The following is a 14,320-nucleotide window of genomic DNA, read 5'->3' on the forward strand; positions in this document are numbered from 1 at the left end:
TGTGGTGGTCGGTTGTCTCGGTGGGCTGAAGTCCGACGATTGCCCGGGGTGTCAACGCACATCCACGGGCGTGGGTGCGGGCTCGGCGAGAAGGCGCATGGGGCCCAGACGTGTTGCAGCCAGCAGGTTGTCGATATCTGCACCCAGGTCATCGGCGGCTGAACTCGCCGCGGCGAGGTCCTTGGTCAGGTAATGCGTGATGCGCTCGGCGTATACATCTGCCTCCTCGCCGGACGCGGCGATGTAGCGGGCGGCGGCGCTGCCGCCACTGGAGTCGGCGAGCAGATCGAGCAGCGCCGTCTCGTCGATCCCGAGCTTCTCGGCTGATCGCAAGGCGGACAATGTCAGCTGTGTGCATGCGGCGAACAGGGTGTTGTTGATCAGCTTGGCCGACAGTGCGGTACCCAATGCTCCGGTGCGATGGATACGGGCGGCGTACGCGCCGGCAACCGCTGCGGCACGGCCCACCGGTTCGGTGTCGCCGGCGAGCATGACGGTGAGCTCTCCGCGGCGGATGATGGCCGGGGTACCGCTGAAGGGAGCTTCCACGACCGACACCGAACCGGCCCGCCCGATCTGTTCGAGCCGACGGATGGTGTGCGGACTGCCGGTGGTGTGTGACATGAACACCGATCCGGCGGGCATCTGGTCGACGATCGTCGGTGCGACCTCGAGTAGCTGGGTGTCGTCGAAGACGCAGGCGATGACGACGTCGGCGTCGGCAACCGCCTCGACGCGCGGCGGAGTCCGGGCGCCGAGGCGGGCGAGACGTTCGCGAACCTCGGGGCGCCGGGCGAAGACCGACGTCGGGTGACCGGCGTCGAGTAGACGCTCGACCATCGGCTCACCGATCTTTCCGGGCCCGACGAATCCGATGCGGAAGTGGTCCATGGTGTCCTTCGGGAGAGGTTTGGGTGGTTCGGGGTCGATCGGCATCAGCCGGAGGCGACGCCCCAGACCATCGTCTTGGTCTGGAGGAACTCGTCCATTCCTGCCGCACCGCGCTCGCGACCCAGGCCGCTGCGTTTGTAGCCGCCGAACGGCCCCTCGGGGCTGAGACCGCCACCGCCGCCGTTGATCGTGACGTACCCGGTTCGCAGGCCCTGGCCAAGCTGATACGCACGTACCGGATCTCGTGCCCACACTCCGCCGGCCAGTCCGTAGTCGCTGTCGTTGGCGATCTTGATCGCCTCCTCGTCGTCGTCGAAGGGCATCACGATCATCACCGGTCCGAAGAACTCGCGACGGGCGATGGTCATGGAGTTGTCGACGTCGACGAACAGGGTCGGTTCGACGTAGAAGCCCTTGTCGAGATGGGCCGGGCGGCCTCCGCCGAAGGCGATGGTCGCTCCCTCCTCGACGCCGGTCGCGATGAGTGCCTCGACGCGATCACGCTGTGCGGCGCTGCCGAGTGGGCCCATCGTCGTCTCCGGCCGAGCCGGGTCGCCGACCGTGACCCCGGCCAATGCGCCCGTGAGCATCTCGACCAACTCGTCGTAGCGCGAACGGTGCACGAGCGTCCGGGTGAGGTAGGCGCACCCTTGTCCGGCATGCAGGATGGTGTCACGGACAACGCCACTGATCGCCCGGCTCAGGTCGGCATCGTCGCAGATGATGTTCGCGGACTTGCCGCCGAGTTCGAGCACGACCTTCTTGAGTGTTGGCGCGGCCTGTTCGAACACTTTCCGGCCCACCTCATCCGACCCGGTGAAGCTCACCACGTCCACCATCGGGTTCGAGGTCAGTTCGGCAGCCGCCGCGGTGTCACCGGTCACGATGTTGAGCACCCCGTCCGGAAGCCCTGCCTCCTGGGCGATCTCGCCCAGGATGAACGCCTCCAGCGGCGTGTTCGGGGCCGGCTTGAGCACCGTCGTGCATCCGGCTGCCAGCGCGGGCCCGAGTTTCATCAGGTTGAGGTAGAACGGGAAGTTATACGCGGAGACCAGCGCCGCCACGCCGAACGGCTCACGCCGGATGACTCCCTGACCGATGCCCATACCCACGTGTGGCGGCAACGGCGTCTCCATCGGAAATGTGAGCAGCACGCGTTCTGCCATGTCGCGGAAGTGGGCGATGGGTATCCCGGTTTGAAACGACGACGCACCGGGGCGCGTGCAGCCGGTTTCGGCGATGTTCAGGTCGATGATCTCGTCCTGGCGCTTCTCCATCACCTCGGCCATGCGCACGAGCACCGCGGACCGTTCCCGGACAGACATCCGCGGCCAGGGCCCATCGTCGAACGCCGTGCGGGCTGCCTCGATCGCGCGGATGGTGTCAGCGCGGCTGCCGGCCGGGGCGACACCGATGACCTCCTCGTTGGCCGGATTGACCACCGACTGCACTCCGCCGGTCTCGCCATCGATCCACTCGCCACCGATGAACAGCTGACGATACTCCTTGAGCATGGTTGTGATCCTCACACTGGTGTCATCATGGACAACGCCTATTGGGCTGCGCGTCAGGTGAATCGGCTGGCTACTTCAGCGAGTAGGCATTGGTGTGCACGAGCGCGGCGCCCGCGTCGACCTTGAGTTGCAGCCCGGTCACGTACTGCGAATCGTCGGACGCCAGGAACAGAACGGCCTTGCTGATGTCCTCCGGCTCCACCCAGGGCACGTTCATCGGCTGTGTGGTCGCGAACGCGGCCACCACGTCGTCGGCCGCAGGCGCCTCGAGGTCGGGGCGGAACACCTTGTACATCGGCTCGCTCTGGAGCATGTCGGTGTTGCAGTTGGTCGGGTGCACACAGTTGACCCGGATCTTCTCCGGTGCCAGCGCCAGCGCGCAGTCGTGGACATAGGTGGCCACCGCACGCTTGGAGTGGCTGTAGCCGAAACCGCCTGCGCCCAGAACGTCTGTCCCGCTGCCCTTCATCAGCGCGGCAACCGAACCCGTCGCAATGATCGATGCCCCCGCGGACAGGTGCGGGTAGGCGGCGCTGACTGTGTTGAGGACGCCGACGAGGTCGACGTCGACGGCGTCGATGAAGGCCTGACGCGGGACGTCACCGAGTGGGCAGATGCCCGCATTGGCGACGACGATGTGCAGGCCGCCGAGTTCCCCGACGCCCTTGTCGATCGCCGCCCGGAGTTGCTGCGGATCACGGACGTCGGCGACCTCGGCCACACACCGGCGTCCCTCCTTCTCGACGAAGCGCCGGGTTTCGTCGAGGTCTTCGCGGCCGGCCAGGGGATAGCTGTTGGTGGCGATGTCGGCACACAGGTCCAGCGCGATGATGTCGGCGCCGGCGGCCGCGAGGGTGATTGCGTGGCTACGTCCCTGGCCCCGACCGGCCCCCGTGACCACCGCTATCTTGCCGTCGAGTTTTCCCATTCTCGTCTCTCCGTTCTCTGGCCCGGGAGCTTCTCCGGCCCGGAAACCGATCGATGTCGCAGCGCATCCGCGTGCCGCAGGAACCTACCGTCGCCGACTCACGACTGGCCGCTGACATATTTAACCTAGTTGCTATTCATATCGTGTGAGGCCGATCATGGCAACGTCTGCGCGGCTTCACACTCCCAATCCGCCGGAGTCGGCGCCTCGGCCGGTCCCGGTGATCGAGACATGCAGATGGAAGGCAGTGGGCGATCGGGCAGCCTCGGTGCCGGGCTCGATGGCGCCGAGTGGGTCAGGCCGTGCTCCTTTTGCCCTAGATAGTTATACAAGTTAGCGTAGAAGCCGAACAGCTTCAGGAGGCTCCGAATGCCACTTCAGGACCACATGCACCTGATCTCGACCGACGATCACCTGATCGAGCACCCTCGCCTGTGGCAGGACCGACTGCCCAAGCGCTTCGCCGACGCCGGTCCCAAGATCATCGAGAAACTGATGCCCAAGTCGATACATTCCGGCGATGGCGGCCGGAAGGCCGGCGAGACGAAGCTCGCCGAGGTCTGGCAGTACGAGGGTCGGATTTATCCCTACATCGGACTCAATGCGGTGGCAGGTAAGAAGCCCGAGGAGTATGGCGCGGAACCGACACGCTACGAGGACATGATCCCCGGCTGCTATGAGCCCAAGGCGCGTTTGCGCGACATGGACATCGACGGCGTGCAGGCGACGCTGTCGTTCCCGTCGTTCCCGCGCTTCGCGGGAACCGTCTTCCTCGAGAGTGAGGACAAGGAGCTCGCGCTGCTGTCGGTGCAGGCGTGGAACGACTACGTCCTCGACGAGTGGTGCCCGGCGGATCCCGAGCGGCTGATCCCATTGGTCATTCTGCCGCTCTGGTCGATCGAGGAGTCGGTGAAGGAGATCTACCGCACGGCTGCCAAAGGTGCCCGCACCATCTCCTTCCCGGAGAATCCATATCCGTTGGGGTTGCCCTCTTTCCACACCGATCACTGGGATCCCGTCTATCGTGCGGCGGTGGAGACCGGCCAACCGTTGTGCGTTCATTTCGGCACCTCGGGCAAGCCGCCGATCACCTGCCCCGAGGCGCCGATGGCGGTCATGACCGCGTTGTTCGGCTGCAACTCGATGTACGCGACCGTCGACCTTCTGTTCTCGCCCACGTTCCACAAGCATCCGGGGCTGAAGTTCATGCTGTCCGAGGGCGGAATCGGTTGGGTTCCGTACATGCTCGAACGGATGGACGGTGTGTGGGAGAAGCACCGCTATTACCAGAACATCAATCAGTCGGTCCGCCCATCCGAGTTGTTCGCCGAGCACATCTTCGGCTGCTTCATCGACGACGACTTCGGGGTCGCCAACCGCCACCTCGTCGGTATCGACAACATCACCTGGGAAGGTGACTACCCGCACTCGGATTCCAACTGGCCCAACAGTCGCAAGATCGTGCACGACACGATGCTCGACGTACCCGACGACGAAGTGCACAAGATCGTCGAACTCAATGCACGGCGTCTGCTCAATTTCCCGCGCACCTCGTAGGACGGACTCGGTGATGGAAGAACCAATCGAGCAAGTCCCCCAGGCTGACTGGGTGGATCAGGATCTGCTGACCCGTGACCTCGCCGGGTCACTGCTCGACGAGGAGATCGCGGCCGAACGTGGCCGGATCGATCGCCTCGATCGCGGGGTCGGTGGTGACGACATCGTGATGAGCCGTGCCGACATGGTGCGCAGGCTCGCCGCGATGGAGGAGATCCGCGCCGGCGTGCACGACGAGGCGACCATCGAGTTCTGATTCTCGGGTACACCGGCGACAGAATCGAACTCGGCATTCCCGAATGCCGCAAGGCATGGTTTTCGAAAGGCATCCACCTGTGAGCACTGAGGCTGTTTCGAAGGCTGCGGAGACTCCGGAGGCTCCGCAGCCCACAGAGGTCTTCACCTTCAAGGACGAGGACATCCAGCGTGCCCGCGACATCGTCGGGGTCTATCACGCAGTCCGTAAGCGTGAGCAGTTCTCCCGGGCCTCACCGGACGTGATGAGGGCATTCGCCCGCAGCTACGGCGACGACAATCCGTTGTTCGTCGACGAGGACTACGGTCTCGACACCCGCTGGGGCGCGCAGATCGCACCGCCGATGATCAACATCGCGGTCACGAAGGATCTCCTCGCGGACCCGATCCCGACCGAACAGCGCCGTCCGCCGTTCCGTGGCATCCACGTGTTCGTCTCCGGCACCACCACCGACTGGTATCGCCCGGTCTACGACGGCGACACCGTCTACTCCTTCGAGGGATTCGACAACGTCGAGTTCAAGGATTCGGAGTTCGCCGGCCGTTCGCTGCTGGTCACCCGTATTCACGTCCAGTTCAATCAGCGCGCCGAGATCGTCCAGATCCAGCGTGTGCTGACGATCCACACCGAACGCCACGAATCCAAGAAGCGCAAGAAGTACGACACCATCGAACGCGCGACCTACACGCCCGACGACATCGCGGCCATCGACGAGATCTATGCCGCTGAGCAGCGTCGCGGTGCCCAACCGCGATACTGGGAGGACGTCACCGTCGGTGAGCAGTTACCGACGATGGCGAAGGGGCCGCTGACCGTCACCGATATGGTCGTGTTCCATTCGGGCGGATATGGATTCGCGCCCTATACGCCGTGCACCGGCCGGCTGTGGCATCAGAATCGGCACCGCATCGGTGCCTTCTACATTCCGAACGAACAAGGCATCCCCGATGTGGCGCAGCGTATCCATTGGGACGCGGAGTACGCGCGCTCGATCGGCATCCCCGCGTCCTACGACTACGGGATGATGCGCGACTGCTGGCTCACCCACTATCTGACCGACTGGGTGGGTGACGACGGCTGGGTCGAGTCGATGTCGAGCCAGATGCGCAAATTCAACTACCTCGGGGACGTCCACACGTTCACCGGCGAGGTCGTGGGCAAGCGGGTCGAGGGCCGGCGACATCTGGTCGACATCGGGTTCCGTGGTACGAGCCAGCGCGGTGAGGTCACCTGTCCGGCGACCGCCACGGTGTCTCTGCCGAGCCGGGATTCGGGTCTCGCGGCCTTGCGCACACCGCCGGCCGACCTCGAGGCGATCGCGGCGCAGATGCTCAAGCGGCATGGCGAGTTGCGGGCGGCGAAGCGACGCGGGTGATACTGAGTCGCATGTCACCATCGAGTATCCCGACGACCACCTGTCGTCGGGGTGAGGTATGTGAAAGGACACGGCAGAGATGCACTTGAACGGCAACACCTTCCTGGTCACCGGCGGCGCGTCCGGGCTGGGTGAGGCGACCGCAACCGCGATAGTGGCGGCGGGCGGACGCGTGATCATCGCCGACCTTCCGTCATCGGACGGAAAGGTGACCGCCGAACGCCTCGGGACGGCGGCCGTGTTCGTACCGGCCGACGTGACCGACGAGGACAGCCTGGTCGAGGCACTCGACGCGACGGAGTCGCACGGTCCGCTGCGCGGTGCCGTCCACTGCGCGGGTCGCGGCGGTGACCGGCTGCGCATTCTCGACAAGGCGGGCGAGCCCGCCGCGCTGCAGAGCTTTCGCGACGTGCTGGAAGTCAATCTGATCGGGAGCTACAACGTGCTCCGGCTCGCTGCGTCCCGGATCGCGCGCAACGAACCGATCGACACCGAACGCGGCGCCATCGTGCTGACCGCATCGGTCGCCGCCTTCGATGGGCAGATCGGGCAGACCTCCTACACCGCGTCCAAGGCAGCAATCCACGGCATGACCCTGGTGGCCGCGCGCGACCTGGCCAGCGTGGGCATCCGTGTCAACACCATCGCGCCGGGCACCTTCGATACGCCGATGCTCGCGCGCCTGCGCGACGACATCCGAGAAGGGTTGGCCGCTTCGGTACCGTTCCCCAAGCGTCTCGGATTGCCCGACGACTACGCGGGGATGGCTCTGACCCTTCTGCAGAACGCCTACGTGAACGGCGAGACGATCCGTCTCGACGGTGCGATCAGGATGGCTCCGCGATGAGCACGGGCAGGCGAACCACCGCGGACGCCACGGCCGATCCCGGTGCCGAGATCCTGACCGAGGTGGCCGGCGGTGTGCTGATCATGACCATCAACCGGCCCGATCAGCGAAACGCCATGACCAGGAGTGCTGCCGAGCAACTCGCGGCCGCACTCGATCGCCTCGACGCCGATCCGGACATATCCGTGGGCATCCTGACCGGGCGGGGTGGGACATTCTGCGCCGGAATGGACTTGAAACGTTTCCAGTTGGGAGAGCGGCCCGTCGTCGAAGGCCGTGGATTCGGTGGTCTGGTGCAGCGCCCGCCGGCGAAACCGTTGATCGCCGCGGTCGAAGGGTGGGCTCTCGGCGGTGGATTCGAGATGGTGCTCGCCGCCGACCTCGTCGTCGCCGGCGAGAGCGCGAGATTCGGCCTACCGGAGGTGAAACGCGGACTCGTTGCGCGAGCGGGCGGGATCTTTCGAGCGCCCCGGGTGCTGCCACAGGCCATAGCGTTGGAGCTGCTCCTGACCGGCGACCCGATGTCGGCAGGACTGGCAGAACGGCACGGACTGGTGAATCGGGTGGTTGCCGACGGCGGCGCGCTCGACGCGGCACGTGAACTCGCCGCCACGATCGCTGGGAACGCGCCGCTCGCGGTGCGGGCCAGCAAGGCCCTGGCCCACCATTCGCGCACCTGGACCGACGACGAGGCATTCGAGCGCCAGACTGCCTACACCGATCCGGTCTTCGCATCCGATGACGCCCGGGAGGGGCCGGCGGCGTTTGCCGAGCGGCGGGCGCCGCAGTGGAGCGGGCGCTGAGTCGGGTGACGTGACAAGTGAAGACGCGGAAGGGGCCGGCGAGGTCTGATCCTCGCCGGCCCCTTCCGCATCGCTCTGACGATGCCCCGGTGTTGATGATGCGGGTTCAGGAGCGCAGGTGGCTGTCGAGCAGCAGTTGCGAGGTGGACGTGTAGTCGCCGTAGCCGCCACGGAAGAACAACAGTGGGCGCTTGACCGACGCCACGTTGAGATCCCCGATGAACCCGACGACCAGGAAGTGGTCGCCGAGCTCAACGGTCTTGTCGATCGTGCAGTCGACCCAGGCCACGACGCCGTCGATGATGGGGTTGTCGTGGGCAGACCGTTCCCAGGAGACGCCGGTGAATCGATCCGCACCCTTCTTTGCCATCTGCCGGCACAGCCATTCCTGATCCGATGCCAGCGCGTTGGCGCAGAACCGCCCGGCAGCAAGGATCTTGGGCAGTGTCGAGGACGACCTGTCGACCAGAAATGACACCAACGGTGGATCCAGGGACACCGAGGTGAACGATCCAACGACCATTCCGACGGGGACGCCGTCGGCCGCGGTGGTCGTGACCGCGACGACGCTCGTGGGGAAGTTCCCCAGCACGTCGCGCAGGTGTCGCGCCTCGAAGATCCTGGTGGAATCGGTGTCGGTCATGTCGTCGGTCCTGTCGCCTTCGCCGGTGCTCGTGATCAGATGGTGACGAGCATCCCGGGGGGTGTCTCGAGTCCCATGTTGTGCAGCGCGTTCGAATGATACGGCGCGCCGTCCACGTGAATCATGTGCTGCAGACCCACATGTGCGTCGCGCCAATAGCGTTGCATCGGGCTGCTCTTACGGATGGCGACGCCACCCGAGCGGGCGAAGATCTCGTCGAGCGCCGAGACCGCACGCCACGCACAGCGAACCTGGTTGCGGCGCTGGTTGGAGCGATCCTCGATGCTCGGCTCGATCCCGTTCTCGATCATGTCGTGCAGGCGGCTGATGCCCTCGATCAGCTGCACCCGTGAGGCCTCGATCTCGGCCGCGGCCTCGCCGGCCGCGTGCAGCACGTACGGATCGTCGCGCACCTGGACCCCGGTGACCGCCACCCGATCCTTCTGGATCTCGAGATGCGTCTTGAGGGCACCCTCGCAGATGCCGACCACCGCGGCCGTGATGCCGAGGGGGAACATCACACCGAACGACAGCTTGTACACCGCCTCGGGGCGACCCGAACGAGCCGAGGCCGTCCCGTCGGAGATATCGGCCTGCGTCACCGTCCGGTAGGCGGGGATGACCGCCTGGTTCACGACGACGTCCTTGCTACCGGTCCCGCTGAGGCCCACCACATCCCAGGAGTCCTCGATGAGCTCATAGTCCGACCTCGGCAGCACGACGTGCATCACCTCGGGCGGCATGATCGGCGCACCCGCGCCGGTGCCTTTGAGCGCGCCGAGGAAGTCCCACTGGCAGTGGTCGGACCCGGAGGAGAACGGCCACCGGCCGCTGAGGACGAACGATTCATCGTCGATCGGATCCGCGACGCCGTTCGGCATGTACGGTGACGCGACCCAGGTGTCCGGGTCCTCGCCCCAGATCTCCTTTTGCAGTTGACGATCCATCTGGGCGAGCTCCCAGGGATGCACACCGACGACGCCGGCCACCCAGCCGGCGGCGGGATCGCTGGCGGCAATCGCCATGACCGCGGCGGCAAAGTCCCGCGGGTGTGCCGCATAGCCGCCGAAGTCGGTGGGCTGCAGCAACCGGATGACCCCCGTCTGACGGAGTAGCTCCGCGGTCCGGTCGCTCAGCTTGCCGAGTCGCTCGTTCTCCTCGGCCAGGGACGCCAGCTCCGGTCCTGCTTCCTCGATCCGTTTGATGACTTCGTGCGCCATGCCATCACACCTCTGACTTCCTTGTAGTCCTTCCCGCCCGGCGGGCGGATGATTGTGATTCTGTTGTCTCTTCGTCGGCCGTGGGTGGTACTTTCCACTCAGCGGGAATAGCGGTGATTCCCTCCGGGCCGTCGGGGTGTGGCCTGCGGGAATGGTCCCGTGGGCTGGGTGGTGGTGCAGATCAGTCCGATTCCCGGGTCAGGAACTCGAGTACCACCCGCTCGAATCTGGCCTTCTTCTCCACCTGGATCCAGTGACCGCAGTTGGCGAACGTGTGCAGTTCGATGTCGGGGACCCACCGGTTGGCGAGGTGGGCCTGGTCGTAGGGAAGCATCCGGTCCTCGCGTCCCCACAGCATCAACGTGGGAGTGGTGATCGTCTCGAGGCGCTTCCACAATGGTGTGTAGGTTTCGCGAAGCGTGGGGTTGAACATCGCGCCGAAGATGGCGCGAGTGCGATCCAGCACACCCTCGGCAGTGGCGTTGCGCATGCGCTCGTCCACGAGTTCGTCGGTGATCAGCGATTTGTCGAACACCATGGTGTCGATCCACTGGACCATCCGTTCACGGGTCGGTTCCTGCAGGAACGCGAACAGTCGCTGAAAACCCTCGCTCGGCTCGGTCTGGAACAGACTCACCGACAGGCCGCCCGATCCCATGATCGCCATCCGGTCGATGCGTTCGGGTAGATGTCCGGCCATCTCCGCGGCGACCGCGCCACCCATCGAATTGCCTACCACGGGGGAGGATTCGATCTCGAGCTCGTCCATGAGTCGCGCCACCCACCGGGCTGCGGCGAGGGGATAGACCTCTTTGGGTTCCGGGAGTTCGGAACCGCCGAAGCCGGGCAGATCGGGCATGATCACCCGGAAGTGCTCTGCGAAGACCGGAAGGTTGTGGCGGAAGTTCGACCACGCGCTCACCCCCGGGCCCGAACCGTGGAGCAGGATCAGCGGTGGTCCGGAACCGGCGTCATGCCAGTGCACCTCGACGCCGTCGACCGCCATCGTCCGACTGGTCGAGTCGTATGTGAATGTCTCTGTCATGGGGCGTCCTCCGATGTTCGGCAGCGGTTGCACTGCATACGTCGTGCGCAGTCGGGTGTCGCACGACGTGGGTTCGCGCGACGGACCGCCGGAGCACACGCTAGAGATCGGAATGGTCTCTGGCGCGGCCCGATTCCGCACAGTGAGACGAGGCGCGCGGGCGTGCCGGAGTCGCGCAGGTCCGCGATCCGGCCACCGCGCGCTCGGCCTCGATCGATCTCGCTGAGTGGAAGCGAACACGCGTGAGCGTGCTGAACACCGTCACGCTGGAGGACCTTCGGGTGGGAGGCGATGACGTGCAGGCACGCAGACGGTGAGAGCCGAGCAGAACAGGGCGGTCGGTGATGGTGGGCCGGTCCGAGAAGGTGGAGTGATGCAGTCGACCCCGACCGAGAGCGCGGTGGGTGGCGCCGACGATGAGGCGGTGCGGTCGCGAGCAGCCCGCCCGACCGATCAGATGTCCTCATCCGGGGTGCCGGGCGAGCCCGGGCTATGGGTCTTTCTGCTCGGTGACATGGCGATCTTCGCGATCATGTTCGTCGCCTTCCTGTTCGACCGGGCCAAGGACCCCGAGCTGTATCTGATGTCGCGGGAGTCGCTCGATCTCACCATCGGGTTGACGAACACCATGGTGCTGCTGACCAGCTCACTCATCGTCGTGATCGCTCTGCGCAACGTCCGGGCGACGGCATTCGGTCGGGCGACGTGGGCGTTTGCCGGCGCAGCGTTGTGTGCGGTCGTGTTCACGGCACTGAAGGCCGTCGAGTACACCCACCTCGTCCAGGAAGGTCATGGTCCCGACTCGAATCCGTACTTCATGTGGTTGTTCATCCTCACGGGTGTGCACCTGGCGCATGTGGCGCTCGGTTTCGTCGTCCTCGTGGTGTTGATGCTTCGGGCGCGCCGACGGATCCGATCGGAGGGATCGGGTCGGGTGTTCTATGAGGGAGGAACATGCTATTGGCACCTGGTCGACCTGTTGTGGATGATGCTGTTCCCGCTCGTGTACCTCGTGGCGTGATCCGATGACACTCAACGGATTGCTCGCCGAACGGTATGTGCGGACCTGGATCATCCTCGTGCTCCTGGCGGTCGTCGGTCCCATCCTGAGCCTGCAGATGCACGCCGGGACCCCGGTGGCGGTGGTGGTACTGGCATTGGCCGCCTACAAGGTCCGCCTGGTCGGGCTGGACTTCATGGAGATACGGCATGCGCGCAGGGAACTGCGCTGGATCTTCGAATTCTATTGCGTCGCACTCTGGCTCGTCCTTGTCGGCGCCTTGGTTCTGCTGTGAGTGACACCAGGATCTGCTTGACGTGACCGTGGCCGACCCTCGGCGCGGCGGAGAACAAATCGAGACACAGGAGGAGATGTATGTCAGTCAACGAGGAAGTCTACGACGTCGTCGTCGTCGGATCCGGTGGTGGTGGGATGATCGGCGGCTATCTTGCCGCCTCCCGCGGCCTGCGGACCCTCATCATCGAGAAGACCGACCAGGTCGGCGGAACCACGTCGTATTCCGGTGCCGGACTGTGGTTCCCGGGCAGCGCGCCGGTAGCCCGGGCAGGAATCGACGAGTCGGACCGCCAGGCTGCCCGCGAGTACCTGCGTGCTGTCGTCGGTGACGACAGTCGTGCGGAGCTACACGACGCCTACTTGTCCGCGGGGCCCCGCCTGATCGACGAACTCGAGAAGAACCCCTGGTTCGGGGAGTTCACGCACATGACGGTGCCCGACTACTTCGCCGGCCTGCCCGGGGCGACGCCACACGGCCGAACGGTCTTCCCGGCGCCGATCACGGTTGCCGAACTCGGCGACAAGGCCGATCTCGTCCGCAAATCGATCTACACCGAGCGCTATGGTCACACCGAGGACGAGACATTGGTCGGTGGGCGTGCCTTCATTGCGCGGGCGCTGGCCGCGTTCCTGGACACCGGACACGGCGACGTGCGCGTGAACACGGCACTGAGTCGCCTGATCGTCGAGGACGGTCGGGTTACGGGCGTCGAAGCGCGCTGCGACGGTGAGGTGGTGGCGCTGCGCGCCGAACGTGGGGTTCTCCTTGCCGCTGGTGGGTTCGAGCACAATCCGGAGCTCCGGGCGAAGTACGGGGCGATCCCGTCGACCGGTGACTGGTCCGACGGTGTGGACTCCAACGTCGGCGACGCACTGCTGGCCGGCATCGCGGTGGGTGCCGACACGGAATTGATGGACGAGGCCTGGTACGTACCCGGTGTGGTGCAGCCGGACGGCAAACCCCTGTTCAACCACGCATCGCGCGGTGGCATCTGGGTCAATGCCGAAGGCAAGCGGTTCACCAACGAGACCGCACCCTACGACCAGGCCGGGCACGCCATCCGTGACGGAGAACGCGACACCGACGTGTCGCACACGCCGACCCACTGGGTGTTCGACCACAAGCAGCTCTCCCGTGACGGGTTCGGCGGCAAGTCACCGCAGACCCCCATCGCCGACGACTGGTTCACCTCGGGCGCTCTCAAGAAGGCCGACACGCTCGAGGAGCTCGCTGCTCTGATCGACGTGCCGACGGCCGAGCTGACGGCCTCGGTGCAGACCTTCAACGGGTATGTCGAAAGCGGCGTCGACGAAGAATTCCACCGTGGTGAGACGCCGTGGGATCAGATGTGCCAGTTCATCGTCGGGTATCCGGCGCTGCCGGAACAGAACTTTGTCGTACCGATCGAGGCGGAGGGTCCCAACCCGCTGATCGTCTCGATCGACACTCCGCCGTACTATGCGGCGACCCTGCTACTTTCCGACATCGGCACCAAGGGCGGGCTGAAGACCGACGCCGACTCTCGGGTGCTGGGAGCCGACGGGGAACCGATCGCCGGACTGTACGCCACGGGCAACACCATGGCTGCGATGTCGGGCAAGGTGTACCCGGGCGCCGGGACTCCCATCGGCTCGGCGCTCGCCTTCGCCTATCAGGCTGTGGCCGACATCGCGGCAGGCGCGGGCGCGAGCGGTGATCTGGTGGAGAGCGGGCGCGTGAACGCAGACACCGAGTGAACCGACGGGCCCGTCACATCTGACGGGCGATGACGGCGAGAGGGCCACGGCGATCAGATCGCCGTGGCCCTCTCGTGGTCCATCTGATGGTGTCGCACAACGCGGTACCCCGGGGAGCCGGGGGGATGCGACACCGATGCGCGCCGTCGTCGGGTGCCGCTCGTCCGGTGCCGCTCGGCCGGGTGCTGCATCGGGGCCTTGTCCACA

Annotated in this window: 14 protein-coding genes; 8 read left to right on the plus strand and 6 right to left on the minus strand. The window is 65.6% G+C overall.

Annotation, left to right across the window (positions count from 1 at the left end; genetic code table 11):
- Positions 1 to 51 precede the first annotated feature (51 nt).
- The 3 genes from NWF22_RS15490 to NWF22_RS15500 all read right to left on the minus strand — a co-directional run bounded on the left by NWF22_RS15490 (position 52) and on the right by NWF22_RS15500 (position 3,333).
- Positions 52 to 936 carry an NAD(P)-dependent oxidoreductase gene (locus tag NWF22_RS15490; RefSeq protein WP_233751555.1) on the minus strand — a complete coding sequence of 295 codons (885 nt, stop codon included), beginning with the start codon at positions 934 to 936 and terminating at the stop codon, positions 52 to 54.
- The gene (locus tag NWF22_RS15495; protein WP_160903515.1) at positions 936 to 2,405 is read right to left on the minus strand and encodes an aldehyde dehydrogenase family protein; all 1,470 of its coding nucleotides are present in this window, start codon (positions 2,403 to 2,405) and stop codon (positions 936 to 938) included. Before NWF22_RS15495 ends, NWF22_RS15490 begins: the two co-directional genes overlap by 1 nt.
- Positions 2,406 to 2,475: 70 nt before the next feature.
- Positions 2,476 to 3,333, minus strand: coding sequence for a mycofactocin-coupled SDR family oxidoreductase (locus NWF22_RS15500; RefSeq protein WP_160903514.1), 858 nt, complete (start codon positions 3,331 to 3,333; stop codon positions 2,476 to 2,478).
- Between the two features lie 369 nt (positions 3,334 to 3,702).
- Here NWF22_RS15500 and NWF22_RS15505 point away from each other — a divergent pair, with 369 nt between their 5' ends.
- The 5 genes from NWF22_RS15505 to NWF22_RS15525 all read left to right on the plus strand — a co-directional run bounded on the left by NWF22_RS15505 (position 3,703) and on the right by NWF22_RS15525 (position 8,171).
- The gene (locus tag NWF22_RS15505; protein WP_160903513.1) at positions 3,703 to 4,890 is read left to right on the plus strand and encodes an amidohydrolase family protein; all 1,188 of its coding nucleotides are present in this window, start codon (positions 3,703 to 3,705) and stop codon (positions 4,888 to 4,890) included.
- A gap of 13 nt (positions 4,891 to 4,903) precedes the next feature.
- Entirely contained in the window at positions 4,904 to 5,146 is a 243-nt protein-coding gene (locus tag NWF22_RS15510) for a hypothetical protein (RefSeq protein ID WP_160903512.1), read from the plus strand.
- 79 nt (positions 5,147 to 5,225) lie between these two features.
- Positions 5,226 to 6,521 carry an FAS1-like dehydratase domain-containing protein gene (locus tag NWF22_RS15515; protein ID WP_258321165.1) on the plus strand — a complete coding sequence of 432 codons (1,296 nt, stop codon included), beginning with the start codon at positions 5,226 to 5,228 and terminating at the stop codon, positions 6,519 to 6,521.
- 79 nt (positions 6,522 to 6,600) lie between these two features.
- On the plus strand, positions 6,601 to 7,368 hold the full coding sequence (locus NWF22_RS15520; RefSeq protein ID WP_160903510.1) for an SDR family oxidoreductase: 768 nt from the start codon (positions 6,601 to 6,603) through the stop codon (positions 7,366 to 7,368).
- On the plus strand, positions 7,365 to 8,171 hold the full coding sequence (locus NWF22_RS15525) for a crotonase/enoyl-CoA hydratase family protein (RefSeq protein ID WP_160903509.1): 807 nt from the start codon (positions 7,365 to 7,367) through the stop codon (positions 8,169 to 8,171). The genes NWF22_RS15520 and NWF22_RS15525 overlap by 4 nt, the downstream gene beginning before the upstream one ends.
- 106 nt (positions 8,172 to 8,277) lie before the next feature.
- Here NWF22_RS15525 and NWF22_RS15530 read toward each other — a convergent pair whose 3' ends face one another.
- From NWF22_RS15530 to NWF22_RS15540, 3 genes are all read right to left on the minus strand, one after another.
- On the minus strand, positions 8,278 to 8,814 hold the full coding sequence (locus NWF22_RS15530) for a flavin reductase family protein (RefSeq protein ID WP_160903508.1): 537 nt from the start codon (positions 8,812 to 8,814) through the stop codon (positions 8,278 to 8,280).
- A gap of 35 nt (positions 8,815 to 8,849) precedes the next feature.
- A complete protein-coding gene (locus NWF22_RS15535) occupies positions 8,850 to 10,034 on the minus strand; it encodes an acyl-CoA dehydrogenase family protein (RefSeq protein ID WP_160903507.1) in 1,185 nt (394 codons plus the stop codon).
- Between the two features lie 181 nt (positions 10,035 to 10,215).
- Positions 10,216 to 11,079 (minus strand): alpha/beta fold hydrolase, encoded by an 864-nt coding sequence (locus NWF22_RS15540; protein WP_160903506.1) that lies wholly within the window; start codon positions 11,077 to 11,079, stop codon positions 10,216 to 10,218.
- 373 nt (positions 11,080 to 11,452) lie between these two features.
- Here NWF22_RS15540 and NWF22_RS15545 point away from each other — a divergent pair, with 373 nt between their 5' ends.
- The 3 genes from NWF22_RS15545 (at position 11,453) to NWF22_RS15555 (ending at position 14,113) form a co-directional block, all read left to right on the plus strand.
- Complete coding sequence (locus NWF22_RS15545) at positions 11,453 to 12,100, plus strand: cytochrome c oxidase subunit 3 (RefSeq protein ID WP_309249715.1); 648 nt, start codon at positions 11,453 to 11,455, stop codon at positions 12,098 to 12,100.
- Between the two features lie 4 nt (positions 12,101 to 12,104).
- Complete coding sequence (locus NWF22_RS15550; protein ID WP_160903505.1) at positions 12,105 to 12,374, plus strand: cytochrome C oxidase subunit IV family protein; 270 nt, start codon at positions 12,105 to 12,107, stop codon at positions 12,372 to 12,374.
- Positions 12,375 to 12,454: 80 nt separating this feature from the next.
- The gene (locus NWF22_RS15555) at positions 12,455 to 14,113 is read left to right on the plus strand and encodes an FAD-binding protein (RefSeq protein WP_160903504.1); all 1,659 of its coding nucleotides are present in this window, start codon (positions 12,455 to 12,457) and stop codon (positions 14,111 to 14,113) included.
- Positions 14,114 to 14,320 lie beyond the last annotated feature (207 nt).

The organism is Gordonia mangrovi (genome assembly GCF_024734075.1).
GTDB classification, from domain to species: Bacteria; Actinomycetota; Actinomycetes; order Mycobacteriales; family Mycobacteriaceae; genus Gordonia; species Gordonia mangrovi.

Bases quoted from the DNA above. Each gene is read 5' to 3' on its own strand.
- NWF22_RS15490 (WP_233751555.1), bottom strand. From the start codon at position 936: ATGCCGATCGACCCCGAACCACCCAAACCTCTCCCGAAGGACACCATG.
- NWF22_RS15495 (WP_160903515.1), bottom strand. From the start codon at position 2,405: ATGCTCAAGGAGTATCGTCAGCTGTTCATCGGTGGCGAGTGGATCGAT.
- NWF22_RS15500 (WP_160903514.1), bottom strand. From the start codon at position 3,333: ATGGGAAAACTCGACGGCAAGATAGCGGTGGTCACGGGGGCCGGTCGG.
- NWF22_RS15505 (WP_160903513.1), top strand. From the start codon at position 3,703: ATGCCACTTCAGGACCACATGCACCTGATCTCGACCGACGATCACCTG.
- NWF22_RS15510 (WP_160903512.1), top strand. From the start codon at position 4,904: ATGGAAGAACCAATCGAGCAAGTCCCCCAGGCTGACTGGGTGGATCAG.
- NWF22_RS15520 (WP_160903510.1), top strand. From the start codon at position 6,601: ATGCACTTGAACGGCAACACCTTCCTGGTCACCGGCGGCGCGTCCGGG.
- NWF22_RS15525 (WP_160903509.1), top strand. From the start codon at position 7,365: ATGAGCACGGGCAGGCGAACCACCGCGGACGCCACGGCCGATCCCGGT.
- NWF22_RS15530 (WP_160903508.1), bottom strand. From the start codon at position 8,814: ATGACCGACACCGATTCCACCAGGATCTTCGAGGCGCGACACCTGCGC.
- NWF22_RS15535 (WP_160903507.1), bottom strand. From the start codon at position 10,034: ATGGCGCACGAAGTCATCAAACGGATCGAGGAAGCAGGACCGGAGCTG.
- NWF22_RS15540 (WP_160903506.1), bottom strand. From the start codon at position 11,079: ATGACAGAGACATTCACATACGACTCGACCAGTCGGACGATGGCGGTC.
- NWF22_RS15545 (WP_309249715.1), top strand. From the start codon at position 11,453: ATGCAGTCGACCCCGACCGAGAGCGCGGTGGGTGGCGCCGACGATGAG.
- NWF22_RS15550 (WP_160903505.1), top strand. From the start codon at position 12,105: ATGACACTCAACGGATTGCTCGCCGAACGGTATGTGCGGACCTGGATC.
- NWF22_RS15555 (WP_160903504.1), top strand. From the start codon at position 12,455: ATGTCAGTCAACGAGGAAGTCTACGACGTCGTCGTCGTCGGATCCGGT.